Genomic DNA, 17,335 nt, shown 5'->3' on the forward strand with positions numbered 1-17,335 from the left:
TTAATGCAGAAGAAAAGTAGACATTATATTTTTTTAAAATTGTGTAGTTATTTATCTAAAGTAAATATGAAGACAATTTTTTATTATCAAGCTGAATTTTATTTTTTTTATGCTGAGTATAAAAAAGCTTTAAATTATATTGATTTATTTTTGGAAAAATATCCTTTAAATATAGATGGTAAATTACTTAAAATACAATTATTATATTTATTGGGTGATAAAACCAAAGCTTTATATGAATTAGAAAAAATTCAACAGCAATCTAATCGTTTAAAAATATGGATGTTAATGAGTAAGTTGGTTAACACTAAGATAGATCTTAAAAATATGGAAAAATTGTATTTAAAATACATAGAAAAAAAAAGAAATACTAGTACAAAGATTGAAATTCAAAAATATATATCTAGTGCCGCAGCTAGCATTGAAGCTTATGATATAGCTGAACATTATCTAAAAAATTCATTAAAGTTACATGAAAAATTTTCTTTAAAAAATACTAAAAAAAAATACTTTTCAAAATATGATGCCTTAATAGCTTTGGAAGATTTATCCAGTGTTTTTAATTTATTAAATATAAAGTTTTTTTTAGTCAGTGGTACTTTTTTAGGTTGTATTAGGGAAAAGAATTTTATATCAAATGATTATGATATTGATGTTGGGGTTTGGGAAGAAGATTTTAGCAACGAATTAAAAATAGCTTTAGAGCAATATGGCACTTTCTATATTCATGATCCAAAATGGAAAGGTGGAATTAAGCTTAAACATATCAATGGTATATTGATTGATATTTTTATTCATTATAAAGATGGTTGCAAGCATTATCATTTAGGATCTGCTGTTAAATGGTATAACTCAACTTTTGATTTAATTAAGTATGATTTTTTAGGTAAAGAATATTTTGGTTTTAAAGAATATGATCGTTATTTAAGTGAAAATTATGGCGATTGGAGAATTCCAAAAAAAAATTTTGATAATATTCTAGATACTCCAAATGCGGTAATTTTTAATGAAAATAATTTTATATTGCATTTATATCGTCTTTTAATGAAGCAATATGCAATAGATTGCAAAAATACAATTTTAGACTTATTAAAAAAATATAAGTCTAGAGAGGATTAAGAATGTTTTTTTTGTTTTATTATATTTGTGGAGTATGGTTATATCATAAAAAAAAATTTTCACAGGCTAAGTGTTTCTTTATAAAAACTATAGAAAAACAGAATAATAATGCACAGGCTTATTTTAAGCTCGGTATGTGTTATTTTAAATTGTGTGAATGGAAAGAGGCTAATGAATATATAGCTAAAGCTTTGATATTATGTCCTTCTAAAATTTCTTGGAATATACAGTTGAAACAGACGGAAAATCATTTAAATTCTATGACTTCTATTCCGCAAAAATTATGGTGGAAAGAGGTAGAAGATTTAAAAAAGTATATGCAAAAAAAAGGTGGTAATTTTTTTATATATAAAGATTTAGCATTAGCTCTTGAAAACATGAGAAGATATCAAGAAGCGGCAAAATATTATGAATTAGCTATAAAACATAGTAAAACAAAAGATTCTCACTTATATTACAAAGCCGGGTTTTGTTATGAGCGTGACGGACAAACAGATTCTAAATCAATAAAATATTTATATGCAAATGCAATTAAATATGATGATGATTTAAATTCAAAAATTTTAGGAATAGGAATATTTCATCAAAGTAATAAGTGTTGGGAAGAAGCAAATAAGGCTTATTTAGATTTTTATAAATATGTTAAAAATTCGTGTAGCGATGTGTTATTATATAACATAGCTTATAGTTTTGAAAAATTATTTAACTACCAAGAAGCTGAAAAATATTATAAAAAAGCTTTAGAGCTAAATTATCAAGAATGCGATTTTCACTATAGACTAGGTATTGTTTTAGAAAAAATGGCCAAATATGAAGAAGCTAGTATTTATTATGAAAATGCAATAAAAAGAAGCAATACTCATCGCCCATTTTTATATTTTCGTTTATGCAAATGTTTAAATGCTTTACAAGAATATAAAAAGTTAAGTGAAATATTATTACAATCTCAAATTATTCAAAATCAACCTTATGGGTTATCTGAAGATATTCTAAAGGATAAAAATCTTAGAAGAAGAGTTTTTTATACTGAGTGTTATAAAAACTTAAAAATTATAGACAATATAATTTTGTATGAGAGTTTTCATGGAAAGTCAATGTCGTGTAATCCTTATGCAATATTTTTATATCTTTTAGAGCAAAATACTTTTAAAGATTTTACTCACATATGGGTAGTTAATGATTTAAGTATTGTCAAAAATAAATTTAAAAAAATGAAAAATGTTATTTGCGTTAAAAGAGGTAGTGATTTATATCTCAAATATTTGGCAAGTGCAAAATATTTGATTAATAATGTCACTTTTCCTGAATATTTTATTAGAAAAGAAGAACAGAAATATTTAAATACTTGGCATGGCATACCAATTAAATATTTGGGTAAAAAAATAAAATCTGGTTTTATGGAGCATGCAAATACCCAACGAAATTTTTTACATGCTACACACCTAATTCATCCAAATTTATATACAAAGGATATTTTAGAAAATGACTATGAAATTAAAGATTTATTTCAAGGACAATCTGTTTTAACGGGATATCCAAGGGTTGATTTATCATTAAAACAAAATGCTAAATTAAAACAAAAACTAGGTATTAAAGAGAGTCAAAAAGTTTTACTTTATGCGCCAACTTGGAGAGGTGGTTTAAATACTCAGTATTTTGACTTTGAACGCTTAAAACGAGATATTTTAGAGCTCAAAAAAAGTAATTTTAAAGTTTTATTATCGGTTCATCATGAAATCAAACACCTTTTTGAAAATAAATTATTTAAGGATGTCTTGATTCCATCTTATATAGAAATGAATGAGTTGTTGCCTATTGTAGATGTTTTGATTACAGACTACTCTTCTGTAATGTTTGATTTTATGGTTTTAGAAAAACCTATCATTTGTTATATTTATGATTATGAGTGTTATAAACAAGAAAGAGGATTGTATTTTGATGTAGATGAGATAACACATCATATTTGCAAGACAATAGAAGAAGTAAAAGAAGTTTTAAACTTGGAAAATTTATTTGTAAAAGATGATCTATATTTAGCAAGGTTAAAACGTAAATTTTATAGTTTAGAAAATGGGAAATCTTGCGAAAGAGTGGTATCGATATTTTTTGATAATGCTGAAATTCGAAAAAATAATGAAGTTTGCAACAATATCTTATTTTATACAGGCCCATTTATACCTAATGGTATTATAAGTTCTTTTAAAAATTTAATACATCATTTGCAAAATTCGCATTTTAATATTTTTGTATCTATAGATCCTAATTCTATTTATTCTCATAAGGAAAGATTAGAACAATTTAAATTAGTGTCTGAAAATATCAAAGTATTGCCTAGAGTAGGATCTTTAAATTTAACTTTAGAAGAATTTTATACAGAAAAAGAAAATCTTGATGAAGAAAGATCTTTGCAAAATTATAAAAGAGAATTTAGGAGATTATATGCAGATATAAAATTTAAAGCAGTGATTAATTTTGAAGGTTATAATGTATTTTGGGTAAAGTTATTTTCTAGTGCAAATAATAATTTGATTTTTTTACATAATAATATGCAAGGGGAATTTGAGAAAAAATTTCCTTACCTTGAGCAAAATTTCAAATGCTATAAAAATTATAAAAAGATCCTTTCTGTTTCAAAACAAACAAATGAGGAAAATAAGAAAAATTTAGCTTATAAATATAATATTGAAGAGACTAAATTTGATTTTTTGGAAAATATGATTAACAATGAAGATATTATAGAAAAATCAAAAGAAAAGCTAGATAAAAAACTTGAAAAGAAGTATTTTAAAAAAGATTATAAAATTTTTATAAATATAGCTAGACTCTCGATTGAAAAAGATCAAGCCAAGCTTATACAGGCTTTTAAAGTGATCAATGATAAATATCCAAAGACACTTCTTTTGATTTTAGGCGAAGGACCATTAAAAGAAGATTTGGAAAAATTGATTAAGGATTTGAAATTGGATAAAAAAGTTTTTTTACTTGGGAGAATTTTTAATCCTTTTCCATATTTAAAAAAAGCGGATTGTTTTGTGATGAGTTCAAACCACGAAGGACAGCCTATGACTTTACTAGAGGCTCTAGTTTTAAATAAAACTATTGTTGCTACAGATATACCGGGGAATGTTAGTGTTTTAGATAATAGAGGAGGATTAATAGTTGAAAATAATGTAAATGGACTGATTAGCGGAATGGAGAGGTTTTTATGTGGAAAAATAGAAAATAAAATTTTTAATTATACTCAATATAATTTGAAAATAATGTCAAGATTAAATATTTTATTAAAAGGTGATAATTATGAATGACATGTTAAATGTGGCTTCAAAAGCTATTATTAAGAGCAGTTCTAATAAAAAACAATCATATGAAGAAGGGATTCTAACCGAAGTTGAAGAAAGCCCTTGGTGCTTGGTTGATTTAGGAAGAATATTTCCATGTAAATGTATTAAATTTTATAATATTCAAATTTTACATAATCAAGAAGAATTGCAACTAAAAATTGAAATTTCATCTAATCAAAAAGATTGGTTAGAATTATCTAAACAAAATGAGAATGCTAAAGATATCTATGACGTGCAAAAACAGCCAACTCGATATATTAAAATAAGTGTTAATGGGTGTGGTTGTTTGAGTTTATCTAAAATAGAAGTTTTTGTTACAGATTTGATTATCTCCGCAAGAGAAGATGCACTAGGCTCTAGAATGTATGCTTTTGTTAATGGAATGGTTATTGCAAGAAAAATAGGTTTTGATTTTGGATATATTTGGAAAGAGATTAATCACGATTTTCAAAAAAATGATAATTTAGCAGGGATGAGGCTAGATAGCGAAGAATTAATTTTCTCTAAAGATTTCATAGAAAAACATTCATATAATGGTTATTTAAATTGTGGAGGTGGATTATTCCATTTTAAGGATAGAAACATTCAGTCTTTAAAGCAAAAACCTTATCATAATAATTGGGGATATTATGCTCCTCTTGGATATGGGTTTGATGATTATGAGGAGAAAACATATCATAAGGAGTTTAAAGAATGTTTTTCTATGGTAGATTTTTCAGAACCTGTGCAATTGATTCTAAATTTATCTAACCAAATTTCAAGTCAAATTGGAGATTTTATTGCTTTGCACTTAAGAGGTGGGGATATCATACATGGTGAGGCAAGTAAACGGTATCAAAAAGCTTGTTATTTTAAAGTTTTTCCAGTTGAATTAGCGTTGGAAGTTGTTAAAGAAGAGATAAATAAAAATTTAAACATTGTTTTATTCGGCGATGATTTATACCTTTTAAGAGAACTTCAAAAATTTTCTAAAAATTTAATCAATAATTCTGAAATTAATATCTATATTGTAGATGATTTAATAGATAGAAAGCAATATTCAATTACCCAAATGGGTTTTTTTGAAATGTCTTTAATGTCTAAGGCTTTAAGGATTTATAGGGCTGGTAGTTCATTGTTTTCTAGATTTGCACATGCGATAGGTAGTGCGCAAATGATAAACATTTTTACTCATTTTACATCAAAAGAAAGATATGATGTATTATTGAAAAATGTAGATGTTTTAGATTTATCTCCTAAAATAAGAAAATCATATACGTATTTTTGTTTATATTTGCTATCAATTGAATTAAAATTAAATGTAGAAGTATCCATAACCCATATTCAAAAAGCTATGGAGTATTATAAGGATAATGTTATTTTTTATGATTTATATTTGGCAAATTGTTATACTTTAAAAAAAGATTTATTTAAACTTGAAGAAAAATTTAAATCAATTTTAATTTTAAATGAGGAGTTATTCTTTAAAAATTTATTTTTTCTTTATGTTGGTTTAACAAATCATTCTGAGATAGAAAATTTAGTTTCCTTGTCAAAACAATGTGATATAACTAAATATCCTAGTATAAATTATGTTTTATCAAAAATACATTTTTATAAGAAAAATTATAAACAAGCTTTATATCATTGTAATTTTGTATGTGATTTTAGCAGTGAAAGTTTTATCGGGTTTAAAAATAATGTACAATTTTTTATTGAAAAGGAAGAAAGGAGGCAAAATATAGAACAATATAAACAGGCTTGGAATTTTTTCCGAGTGGAAAAAATATTTGATGAATATGCTATTAAAGATAATACATTTGAGGAATATATAATTTTTTTATTTTCAGTTGGAAAATTAAGAAAAGCCTTGAATAAGATAAAAGACCATAAGCAATCTTTACAATGCTTTGGTTTATCAAAGCTTGATCTAATTGAAACAATAGAGGTAATTTTAGAGCAAAAATTTGAGCATTTGCTTTCAAAAACTTATAAAATAAAAAATGACTATATTGCTGCTTATATGATTTTAAATATCATAGAACAAAATGATAAAATGAAATATTTAAACGACGCGTTTTATTTATTAGAAAAGATTGTTTTAAACAGCAACGATAAAATTTTAAAAGCTTTTTGTATAAAAAATTTAATTGATTATCTTTTCCCATGTGAGCAATTTTTTCAAAATAATAAAATTATGATTTTAATTTTAAATAAACTTCATGAAGAATTTTTAAATACGGTTGGCGGAAATTGTTATTATGATATTTTGAGTAAAAAATTAAAAAAAATCTTAATAAATAATACACATTTGCAAACAAAGAAAAGAGTTGCTGTTTGTATTTTTGGGGCTATGAGAGGGGATTTTATAGCAAGCTTAAAAAATCTTGAACAAACTATTATAAAACCTTTAAATGCGGATGTATTTATTTTTTCTTGGAATAAAGCTTATAAATGGGCAGGTCTTGGTGGTAATGGTTGTTGGATTAGTAAATTTTTTCCTAATAATGTAGTTAATCAATGTCCATCTGAGATTAGAACAAATCAAGGATTAAAGAGCATAATTCCTGAGGTTTTTAAAAGTCTATCTAAAGAGTATTTTATAGATATTAAGAAAAGTGACTTTAAGGGGATTTACAATCTTAAAAAGATTTGCTTGGAAAATCCAGAAAAATTTGAAGCAAAATACAAAAAAACACTCAATAGAAGTAAAATGTGGTATGGAATTTATAGAAGTTATCAGCTTTTATGTGAATATGAAAGAGAGAATAATTTTAAGTATGATTTTATAGTGGCAACTAGACCTGATAGAGATCATGAAGGGCAGCTAAAAATAGAGTCTTTGGAGGTTTTGAATTCAAATGAAATACTTGAATTGCAAGGACATTTAGGTCCAGCAGGAGAAAAATTTGCTGGTCCTAGGGAGTCCATGAGGCTTTGGATGTCGATTTGGGAATATGCTCAATTAAATAAAAGATTATTCTTTTTTAATGATTTTCCAATTCTTAAAATTTCTCCACACCAGTTATTGCATTATTGGCTTGTTGTTAATAATATCAAATGCTATCCTTTGTATGATAAAAATTTTAAATTAAAAGATTTTAATAATTCTTTATGTATTAGGGGTTTAAAAATTCCAGATATTAAGCAAGTTTTATTAAAAGATCTTGATAAGTTAAAAAAAGATAATGTTGAGTTGGCAAAATCTATAGAAAATTTTTTTGAGTTATTGTCAAGTCAGAAATATATCATGTCTATAGGAGCTGTAGATATAGTTAAGAATCATTTGTCTTATAAATTGGGACAGGCTATGGTAAAATGCAAAAATTTAGATTATTTGGTGCTTGTATTTAGATTATTAAAAATAGGTATTTTGCATAAAAAATTAAGTGAAATTCAAGATTTGAAAATGTATTATGACTATTATGAATCTCAAAAAATAAAAAGATATTTTTCTTATAGTTTAGGAAAAATTTTAATAAATGCTCATAAAAATTGGTATAAGGGTGGATATATTAAATTTTGGTTTGATTTATATAAACTTAAAAAAGAATATAAAAACAAAGGAAAAAAATGAAAATAGGAGTTATAGGTGCCGGCATATCAGGCATGTCTATTGCAAGGCTTTTAAAAGATGATTTTGAAATTGAAGTTTTAGAAAAATCCGATGTTGTAGGTGGTATTGCTAGGACAAAAGATGTAGATGGTAAGCCTTATCATGTTAACGGCGGTCATTGTTTTAATTCTAAATTTAACGATGTTTTAGATTTTGTTTTTAACACTGTATTAAGTAAAGATAAATGGAATTACCTACCTAGAAAAGCTGAAATTTTATTTAAAGAAAATTGGGTTTCATACCCTATAGAATTTTCCATTAAAGAAATTGATAGTTTTAAAACAGATTTAGCTTTTCAGATTACAAAAGAAATGTTTAGTGCATCGTATGAAAAAGGAAATAATCTTGAAGAATGGTTTATAAATCACTTTGGTCCAACTTTAGCACAAGAGTATTTTATACCTTATAATACTAAAATTTGGGGCATTGAGCCAAAAAATATGGATAATGTATGGATAGAGGATGAAAAGCAAATGAAACTCCCAGTTCCAACAAAAGAGAGTTTTTATAAGTCGTTGATTGGTAAAGCAACTGATAAAATGTCTCATGCTGCTTTTTATTATCCAAAAACAAATAATCAAAATACTTTTATAGAGGCTATAGGAGAGGGTGTTAATATTCTTACAAATTATGAAGTAAGGGAGATTAAAAAGGAAAATAACCAATGGCTTGTTAATGGTGAAAAAAAATATGATATATTGATAAACACAAGTCCTTTAGATTTTATTCCTAAAATTTTGAAAAATATCCCTGTTGAGGTTTTAAATTATTTTAAAAAACTTAAATACAATAAAGTTACAAATATTTTTTGGGAGACAGATGGAAGTTTAGATATTACTTGGGGTTATATTCCAGATCCAAGCATAGGTTTTCATAGGATTTCTAATACAGGTTCCATAGTTCAACCAAAGGGAAAATTTTGCACCACAGAAGCTATAGGTGAGATTTCTTATAATAAGCTAGCACAAGAAGGGCAAAAAATACCATTTTTGAAAAAACCACTTGATTATAATGTTACAGAGCATGCGTACGTATTTTTTGATTTAAATTATTCTAAATCAAAACAAAAAACAATTGAATATCTGAAATCTATTAATTTAATTTCTCATGGTCGCTTTGGTGAATGGGAGTATTATAATATGGATGTGTGTATTAAAAGGTCTATTGATTTAGCTAAAGTTATAAAAGAAAAATATAAAGGAAAATAATGGCAATAGAATTTGACATACAAGAATCAAAAATTTTAAAAGGAGTGTATATTATAACTCCTAACAAATTTAGAGATTTAAGAGGTGAAATTTGGACAGCTTTTACAAGTGAAGCTATAGATAATCTTTTGCCAAATGGATTAAAATTTATACACGATAAATTCATACATTCTAAACATAATGTTATCCGCGGTATCCATGGCGATGTAAAAACTTATAAGTTAGCTACTTGCGTCTATGGAGAAGTGCATCAAGTTGTGGTTGATTGCAGAAAAGATTCACCAACTTATTTGAAGCATGAAAGATTCATCATAAATCAAGATAATCAGCAAATCATTTTAGTTCCAGCAGGTTTTGGAAATGCTCATTATGTTAGTAGTGAAAGTGCAGTGTATTACTATAAATGTGCTTATTTAGGAGAATATATGGATGTGCATGATCAATTTACTTATGCATGGAATGATGAAAGAATTGGTATAGATTGGCCAACAAATTCTCCTATCCTTTCAGAGCGTGATATTTTAGCGATGAGTAAGGATAAATGATGCAAAAAGATTCTAAAATTTATATAGCGGGTCATAGTGGTCTTGTTGGTAGTGCTATACTTAATGAACTTAAGCAACAAGGTTATAAAAATCTTGTTTTTAAAACTCACTTTGAGCTCGATTTAACAAATCAAAAAGCTGTGGCTGATTTTTTTGAGAGAGAAAAGCCAGAATATGTTATTTTAGCAGCAGCTAAAGCGGGTGGAATTCTAGCTAATAATACTTATCGTGCTGATTTTATTCATCAAAATTTAATGATAGAGTGCAATGTTATTCATAATGCTTATTTACATAAAGTAAAAAAGCTACTTTTCATAGCTTCAACTACGGTTTATCCTAAAAATGCAACATTGCCAACTAGTGAAGAGCAAATGTTAAGTGGAGATCTTGAGTATACTAACAAACCTTATGCAATCGCTAAAATTTCAGGCTTGATGCTTTGTGAAAGTTATAATTTGCAATACAATACAAATTTTATAGCAATCACTCCTACAAATTTATATGGTAATAATGACAAATTTGATCTTGAAAAATCTCATGTATTGCCTGGAATTTTAAGAAAAATGCATTTAGCCAAGCTTTTAAATGAAAAGCGATACGAGGACTTGTTAAATGATTTAAAATTTGATTCCATTGAAGAAGCTAAGAATTATTTAAAAAAATTTGGTGTAGATGAGAATAATGTTGAAATTTGGGGTAGCGGAAAACCGACAAGAGAATTTTTACATAGTCAAGATTTAGCAAACGCTTGCTTGTTTATTATGAATAATATAGATTTTAAAGATTTAAAAAGTGATAATACTGAGATTATCAATACTCATTTAAATATAGGTCCACATAAGAATATCACTATCAAAGAATTAGCAGAATTAATCAAAAATATAGTAGGATTTAAGGGAAAATTAGTTTTTAATTTAAATCGTCCAGATGGAGTAATGCAGAAATTTACAGATTGCTCAAAAATTCATTCTTTAGGCTGGAAACATAAAATTGATTTAGAAAAAGGAATTCAAATGATGTACGAATGGTATAAGAATAACAACGGGGGGGGGGTATTAAACTTTGAATACTCCATCTTTACAAATATCAAGTCTCTTTTTGCAAATAATATTTGTAGTTTTGCAAATTCTACAAAAAGGGTTTGCAATGCTTAAAGATTCTAAAATTTATATAGCAGGACATAGGGGTTTAACAGGTTCGGCAATTATTGAAAATTTACAAAATAAAGGTTATAGTAATTTAATTTTTAGAACTCATTCTGAGCTTGATTTAACAAATCAAAAAGCTGTGGCTGATTTTTTTGTAAAAGAAAAGCCAGAATATGTTTTTTTATCCGCAGCAAAAGTTGGTGGAATTGGAGCAAATAATACCTATAGAGCAGATTTTATTTACCAAAATTTAATGATACAAAACAATGTTATTCATCAATCTTATTTAAATGGGGTTAAAAAGTTATTATTTTTAGGGACTGCTTGTATTTATCCTAGAGAATGTCCGCAACCCATAAAAGAAGAATATCTTTTAACAAGTAAATTAGAATACACAAATGAACCTTATGCCATAGCTAAAATAGCAGGTCTTAAAATGTGTGAAAGTTATAATTTACAGTATAAGACTAATTTTATTTCAGTTATGCCTTGTAGTTTATATGGAGCAAATGATAATTTTAATTTAGAAACATCACATGTTTTACCAGCCTTTATAAGAAAAATGCACTTAGCTAAAGTATTGCAAGAAGAAGGCATTGCCAAAGTGCAATATTTATTAAATTTCAATGATGAAAGTGAAGTTAAAAATTACTTAAATAGATTTGGTGTTACAGAAAATTCAGTTGAAATTTGGGGTAGCGGAAAGGCTATGAGAGAATTTTTACACGCTGATGATATGGCTGATGCTTGTGTGCATGTTATGGAAAAAGTAAATTTCAATGATTTATATGAAAACAATGATGTAGAAATTAGAAATACACATATAAATATAGGCTCAGGCAAAGATATAAGTATTAAAGATTTAGCAGAACTTGTTAAACACATTGTTGAATATCGCGGTAATTTAGTTTTTAATACCAATAAACCAGATGGAACAATGAAAAAATTAGGAAGTTGCAAGAGGATTAATTCTCTAGGTTGGAAGGCAAAAATCAAGCTTGAAGATGGCATTAAAATGATGTATGAATGGTATTTAAAAGAGCAAAATATAAGACAATAGGATGATAAATCATGAAAAAAACAACATTAATTACAGGATTTACAGGGCAAGTTGGCTCACAAATGGCAGATTTCTTGCTAGAAAATACAGACTATGATGTTATAGGTATGATGCGTTGGCAAGAACCTATGGATAATATCTATCATTTAAGCGACAGAATAAATAAAAAAGATAGAATCAGTATTTTTTATGCAGATTTAAATGATTACTCTAGTCTTCAAAAACTTTTCGAGAGTCAAAGGCCTGATGTGATTTTTCACTTAGCAGCTCAGTCTTATCCAAAAACTTCTTTTGATATACCGATTGAAACTTTACAGACTAACATAATAGGCACAGCAAATATTTTGGAAAACATTAGAATTTTAAAGGCAAAAGATGGATATGACCCTGTAGTGCATATCTGCTCTTCAAGTGAAGTTTATGGTAAAGCAAAAGCAGGTGTTAAACTCAATGAAGAAACAGCTTTTCACGGTGCAAGTCCTTATAGCATAAGCAAAATCGGCACTGATTATTTGGGAAAATTTTATGGCGAAGCTTATAATATCCGCACTTTTGTTACAAGAATGGGAACACATAGCGGCCCAAGACGTTCTGATGTGTTTTTTGAAAGCACGGTGGCAAAACAAATTGCTTTGATTGAAGCGGGCTATCAAGAGCCTGTCATTAAGGTGGGAAATTTATCTAGTGTAAGAACTTTTCAAGATTGTCGTGATGCTATAAGAGCTTATTATCTACTTTCTCTTGAAAGTGAAAAAAGAAATATTCCTTGTGGCGAAGCTTTTAATATAGCAGGTGAAGAAGCCTTTAAACTTCCTGAAGTTATAGATATACTTTTAGAATTTTCTACAAGAAAAGATATAAAAATAGAACAAGATGAGCAAAGATTGCGTCCTATTGATGCGGATTATCAAATGTTTGATAACACAAAAATCAAAAGTTATATCAACTGGAAACCCCAAATTCCAGCTAGAAAAATGTTTGAGGACTTGTTAAATCATTGGAGAGATGAGATAAAAAAAGGAAGGATACCATTAAATAGATGAAAACTATACGCACGCAAACTCCTCTTCGCCTTGGTTTAGCAGGTGGAGGGACTGATATAAATTTATATTGTGATAAATACACAGGCTATGTTTTAAATGCAACTATATCTTTATATATACATTGCACTTTGATCGAAAGAGAAGATGGAAAAATCATTTTTGATTCGCCTGATACAAATTCTTACTCTGAATACGAAAGCAGAGAATTCTTAGAAAATGATGGAAAATTAGATATTTTTAAAAGCATTTACAATCGCATTGTAAAAGATTTTACAAAAAAACCTTTAAGTTTTTCTTTGCACACTTATTCAGATGTACCAAGTGGTAGTGGACTAGGTGGAAGCTCAACCTTAGTTGTAGGGGTTATAAAGGCTTTTGCAGAATGGCTTAATCTTCCTTTAGGAGAATACGAAATTGCCAAACTTGCTTATGAGATAGAAAGAGAAGATTTGGGCATAGTAGGTGGAGCACAAGATCAATATGCTGCAACTTTTGGTGGATTTAATTTTATGGAATTTTATGATAATAAAAGAGTAATTGTTAATCCTTTGCGTATTAAAAACTGGACAGCTAGTGAGCTTGAAGCTAGAACTGTACTTTATTTTACAAATATCACAAGAGAAGCAAAAGATATAGAAGAGCATAAAAAAGGAAAACTTGGAGATGAAAAATCTCTCGAAGCTATGCATGCCATAAAACAAGATGCTATAAAGATGAAAGAAGCTTTGTTTAAGGCGGATTTTGATACTTTGGCACAAATTTTAGGCAAGTCTTGGCAGTCAAAAAAAATTATTTCAGAAATCGTTAGTAATGACGAACTTGAAAGAATTTATCATTTAGCTATGCAAAATGGAGCTTATAGTGGCAAAACTAGTGGAGCAGGAGCAGGTGGGTTTATGTTTTTCTTTGTAGATCCTACTAAAAAATACAATCTAATCAAAGCTTTAAGCAAAGAGCAAGGTTATGTGCAAGATTTTTCATTTACAAAAGAGGGAGTTAAATCATGGAAATTATAAAAATGGAAGAGAAAAAAGCAATAAAGTGTCCATTGTGTTATGGAATTCAAAATAAAATATCAATTCATTCTAAAAGAAATATATATGAATCTGTTGCTATTTTGAATAATTATCCAACTCATTGCAATGAAGAAAAATATTGCATAGGAAATGCACATATTGATTTATTTCAATGTGTTGAATGTGGATATATTTTTAATAAAAGTTTTTCATTTGATAAAATTAAAAATATATATGAGCAGGATAATACTTATTATCAGCAAAAATATTTTACAAATAGACTAAGTCAACATATTTTAAAAATAAAAGATTCTATTTTAAAGTATAGTAAAAAATCAGATATTTTTTTAGAAATTGCTCCAGGTCAAGGAGATTTATTATTGGCATTATCTAAAGAGGCTCAAATTTGCTATAGCATAGATCCTTCAACTTTATCGGATAAGTATTGTATTTGTGATAATATTATCCATGTTAAAAGTTTTTTTGATAAAAATATTGTTTACAAATTAAAACATAAAATTAATTTTATCATTTTTAGACATTTATTAGAGCATATAGATACTCCACTAACTTTTCTTCAAGATGTTGTTGATTTGTTAGAGGAAAATGGAATGATATATATAGAAGTTCCAAATGCAAATGATATTTTTAAATTTCGCAGATTTATAGATTTATATCATGATCATTGCGGATATTATCAAAAAGGTGTTATTGCTAATATTATGAAAAAACTAAATTGCGAGTTGGTTGAAGAGGTTTATTATTTCGAAGAACAGCATATGGGACTATTCTTTAGAAAAAAAATATCAAATAATCAAAAATATTTTTATTCTTTATATAACAATTCTCTAAAACATCAAATTTTCAATGATATAATAAATTTTAATACTATATTAAAACATTATAATACTATTGCCCTTTATGGGGGGGGGGGTTCAGTCGCATAGCTTGTTGAATTATATTGATATGAATAATATTTCTAAAATTAACAAAGCTTTTGAAATTAACAAAGAAAAAGTTGGTAAATATATGATTAATTCAGATATTCAAATTAAATTTCCAACTGTTGAGGAATTAAAGAATATAGACTTACTTATTATGACAATTCCATCTCATGAAAAATATGCTTTTGAAAATGAAATTACAGTTTTTATGAATAAAAATGAATATAAAGGTGATATTTTAAAAATGGCTCATGGAATTGATTTAATTAAACAATATTGAGAAGTTATAAAAGGATTATTATGGAGAATTTAAATTCTTATGTAAAAGAACATTTTCAAGAATCAATTTTGGTAAAAGAGCAAATTTTAAAAGATGAGAATTTGATAACTCTTATTAAAAATGCTTCATTAGAAGTCATAAAAGCTTATAAAAATGGTAACAAAACTTTACTTGCAGGAAACGGCGGTAGCGCAGCAGATGCACAGCATATCGCAGGAGAATTTGTAAGTAGGTTTTATTTTGATAGACCTGGTATTGCAAGTATCGCACTTACGACAGATACTAGTGTGCTAACGGCTATTGGCAATGACTATGGTTATGAAAATTTATTTGCTAGACAAGTGCAAGCTCAAGGAGTCAAAGGAGATGTTTTTATAGGCATTTCAACAAGTGGAAATAGTAAAAATATCTTAAAAGCTTTAGAGTTTTGCAAACAAAAAGAAATCATAAGTATAGGCTTAAGTGGAGCTAATGGCGGAGCGATGAATGAACTTTGTGATTATTGTATAAAAGTGCCTTCAACTTGCACGCCAAGAATTCAAGAAGCGCATATTTTAATAGGGCATATTATTTGTGCTATCGTTGAAGAAGAGCTTTTTGGTAAAGGTTTTTCTTGCAAGCAATAATACTTTGCGGTGGCTTAGGAACAAGACTTAAAAGTGTTATAAAGGACATTCCAAAGCCTATGGCACCGATAAATGATAAACCTTTTTTAGAATTTATTTTTGAGTATCTTAAAAAGCAAGACATAAAAGAAGTAATTTTAGCAGTATCATATAAATATGAAGTGATAAAGGAATATTTTAAAGATGAGTTTTTAGGTATAAAAATAAAATACAGTATAGAAAAAGAGCCTCTAGGAACGGGTGGAGCTATAAAAGAGGCTTTGAAATTTATAAAAAACAAGACTTATGTTTTAAATGGTGATACTTTTTTTGACATAGATTTAAGTAAATTAAAGCTAAATGAAGGTAAAATTTGTCTTGCCTTAAAACAAATGAATGATTTTGATAGATATGGCACAGTAAATGTTAATGAGCAAGGTTTTGTGCTTTCTTTTGAGGAAAAGGTATTTAAAAAGCAAGGTTTGATCAATGGTGGAATTTATCTTTTAACTAAAGATATTTTTAAAGATTTTGCTTTGCAGGAAAAATTTTCTTTTGAAGAATTTTTGCAAGAAAATTATAAAAAACTAAAGGCTAGGGCTGAAATTTTTGATGATTATTTTATAGATATTGGCGTGCCTGAGGATTATCATAATTTTATAATCAACCAAAGCCATTTTTAAAGGAGAAACCCTATGTATAACCCAAAATCAGCCACAGAAAGAATAAAAAACCATTTAGCTTATAAACTTGGTCAAACTATGATCGAATATAATAAAAATGGGGGGGGGTGCTTAAGCTTATTTAAAAAGTTTTATAGCATTATAAAACAATATAAAAAAGAAAAATTAATCTATCAAGAAACCATCAAAGTTTTTCCTTCTTTAAAATATCCTAACTTAGAAAAATGTCCTGATTATAAACAAGCTTTAAAATATCAATTTCATTTATCTTATATATTAGGTGAAGTTCTAATCAAAACTTTTAAAACTTGGTATAAAGGAAGTATTTTTACATTAGCTAAAAATATAAAAAAAGCCAATAAAGAATTTCAAATATTTAAAAAAACATTTGATCAATTTAAAATATATGATGTAGAAATTCCTAAAGATCTTTTAAGCAATAAATCTTTATTCTTGGAAAAAATTTTACAAATAGAAAAGTTATTAAAAACCCATAAAGACTATAAACCTATTATAGAAAATATCTTTCATAATTTTGATTATTTTATAAAGAATTTTAACCTTATAGAAGAATGGCTATTGTCAAATGATTTTAATGAAAAATACAAAAAAGAAAACCATCTTTACCCATCTTTACTTGATCCTAAAAAACTTAATGATGAAAAAGAAAAAATAAACTATAAAAACATACCAGCTGAACTTGCATGGGAAATGAATTTGCCTTTGCCTGATAATTATGAATTTGTGT

The 17,335-nt window shown here is 27.1% G+C and carries 13 protein-coding genes and 1 pseudogene; all 14 read left to right on the top strand.

Annotation, left to right across the window (positions count from 1 at the left end; translation table 11 throughout):
* Positions 1–66 precede the first annotated feature (66 nt).
* Positions 67–1,119 carry a LicD family protein gene (locus AJ930_RS06540; RefSeq protein ID WP_261659506.1) on the top strand — a complete coding sequence of 351 codons (1,053 nt, stop codon included), beginning with the start codon at positions 67–69 and terminating at the stop codon, positions 1,117–1,119.
* A gap of 2 nt (positions 1,120–1,121) precedes the next feature.
* Positions 1,122–4,424 (top strand): CDP-glycerol glycerophosphotransferase family protein, encoded by a 3,303-nt coding sequence (locus tag AJ930_RS06545; RefSeq protein ID WP_070275034.1) that lies wholly within the window; start codon positions 1,122–1,124, stop codon positions 4,422–4,424.
* Complete coding sequence (locus tag AJ930_RS06550) at positions 4,417–8,016, top strand: capsular biosynthesis protein (protein ID WP_070275035.1); 3,600 nt, start codon at positions 4,417–4,419, stop codon at positions 8,014–8,016. Before AJ930_RS06545 ends, AJ930_RS06550 begins: the two co-directional genes overlap by 8 nt.
* Complete coding sequence (locus AJ930_RS06555) at positions 8,013–9,263, top strand: protoporphyrinogen/coproporphyrinogen oxidase (protein WP_070275036.1); 1,251 nt, start codon at positions 8,013–8,015, stop codon at positions 9,261–9,263. Before AJ930_RS06550 ends, AJ930_RS06555 begins: the two co-directional genes overlap by 4 nt.
* Positions 9,263–9,808 carry a dTDP-4-dehydrorhamnose 3,5-epimerase family protein gene (locus AJ930_RS06560; protein ID WP_070275037.1) on the top strand — a complete coding sequence of 182 codons (546 nt, stop codon included), beginning with the start codon at positions 9,263–9,265 and terminating at the stop codon, positions 9,806–9,808. The genes AJ930_RS06555 and AJ930_RS06560 overlap by 1 nt, the downstream gene beginning before the upstream one ends.
* Entirely contained in the window at positions 9,808–10,962 is a 1,155-nt protein-coding gene (locus tag AJ930_RS06565; RefSeq protein WP_083263163.1) for a GDP-L-fucose synthase family protein, read from the top strand. The genes AJ930_RS06560 and AJ930_RS06565 overlap by 1 nt, the downstream gene beginning before the upstream one ends.
* Positions 10,955–12,016: a GDP-L-fucose synthase family protein gene (locus AJ930_RS06570; RefSeq protein WP_070233792.1), complete on the top strand. Its 1,062-nt coding sequence runs from the start codon at positions 10,955–10,957 to the stop codon at positions 12,014–12,016. The genes AJ930_RS06565 and AJ930_RS06570 overlap by 8 nt, the downstream gene beginning before the upstream one ends.
* 11 nt (positions 12,017–12,027) lie before the next feature.
* Positions 12,028–13,059 (top strand): GDP-mannose 4,6-dehydratase, encoded by a 1,032-nt coding sequence (locus AJ930_RS06575; RefSeq protein WP_070233790.1) that lies wholly within the window; start codon positions 12,028–12,030, stop codon positions 13,057–13,059.
* A complete protein-coding gene (hddA, locus tag AJ930_RS06580; RefSeq protein WP_070275038.1) occupies positions 13,056–14,075 on the top strand; it encodes a D-glycero-D-manno-heptose 7-phosphate kinase in 1,020 nt (339 codons plus the stop codon). The genes AJ930_RS06575 and hddA overlap by 4 nt, the downstream gene beginning before the upstream one ends.
* Entirely contained in the window at positions 14,063–15,022 is a 960-nt protein-coding gene (locus AJ930_RS06585; protein ID WP_013463607.1) for a class I SAM-dependent methyltransferase, read from the top strand. Before hddA ends, AJ930_RS06585 begins: the two co-directional genes overlap by 13 nt.
* A gap of 19 nt (positions 15,023–15,041) precedes the next feature.
* Positions 15,042–15,299 carry a hypothetical protein gene (locus AJ930_RS10350; protein WP_010790671.1) on the top strand — a complete coding sequence of 86 codons (258 nt, stop codon included), beginning with the start codon at positions 15,042–15,044 and terminating at the stop codon, positions 15,297–15,299.
* 20 nt (positions 15,300–15,319) lie between these two features.
* Complete coding sequence (gene gmhA2, locus AJ930_RS06590; RefSeq protein ID WP_070275039.1) at positions 15,320–15,925, top strand: D-sedoheptulose 7-phosphate isomerase; 606 nt, start codon at positions 15,320–15,322, stop codon at positions 15,923–15,925.
* Entirely contained in the window at positions 15,913–16,587 is a 675-nt protein-coding gene (gene hddC, locus AJ930_RS06595; protein WP_070275040.1) for a D-glycero-D-manno-heptose 1-phosphate guanosyltransferase, read from the top strand. Before gmhA2 ends, hddC begins: the two co-directional genes overlap by 13 nt.
* A gap of 12 nt (positions 16,588–16,599) precedes the next feature.
* Positions 16,600–17,335, top strand: a pseudogene (locus AJ930_RS06600) (DUF2972 domain-containing protein); the annotation flags it as partial.

Source organism: Campylobacter sp. BCW_6871 (assembly GCF_001762325.1).
GTDB classification, from domain to species: domain Bacteria; phylum Campylobacterota; class Campylobacteria; order Campylobacterales; family Campylobacteraceae; genus Campylobacter_D; species Campylobacter_D jejuni.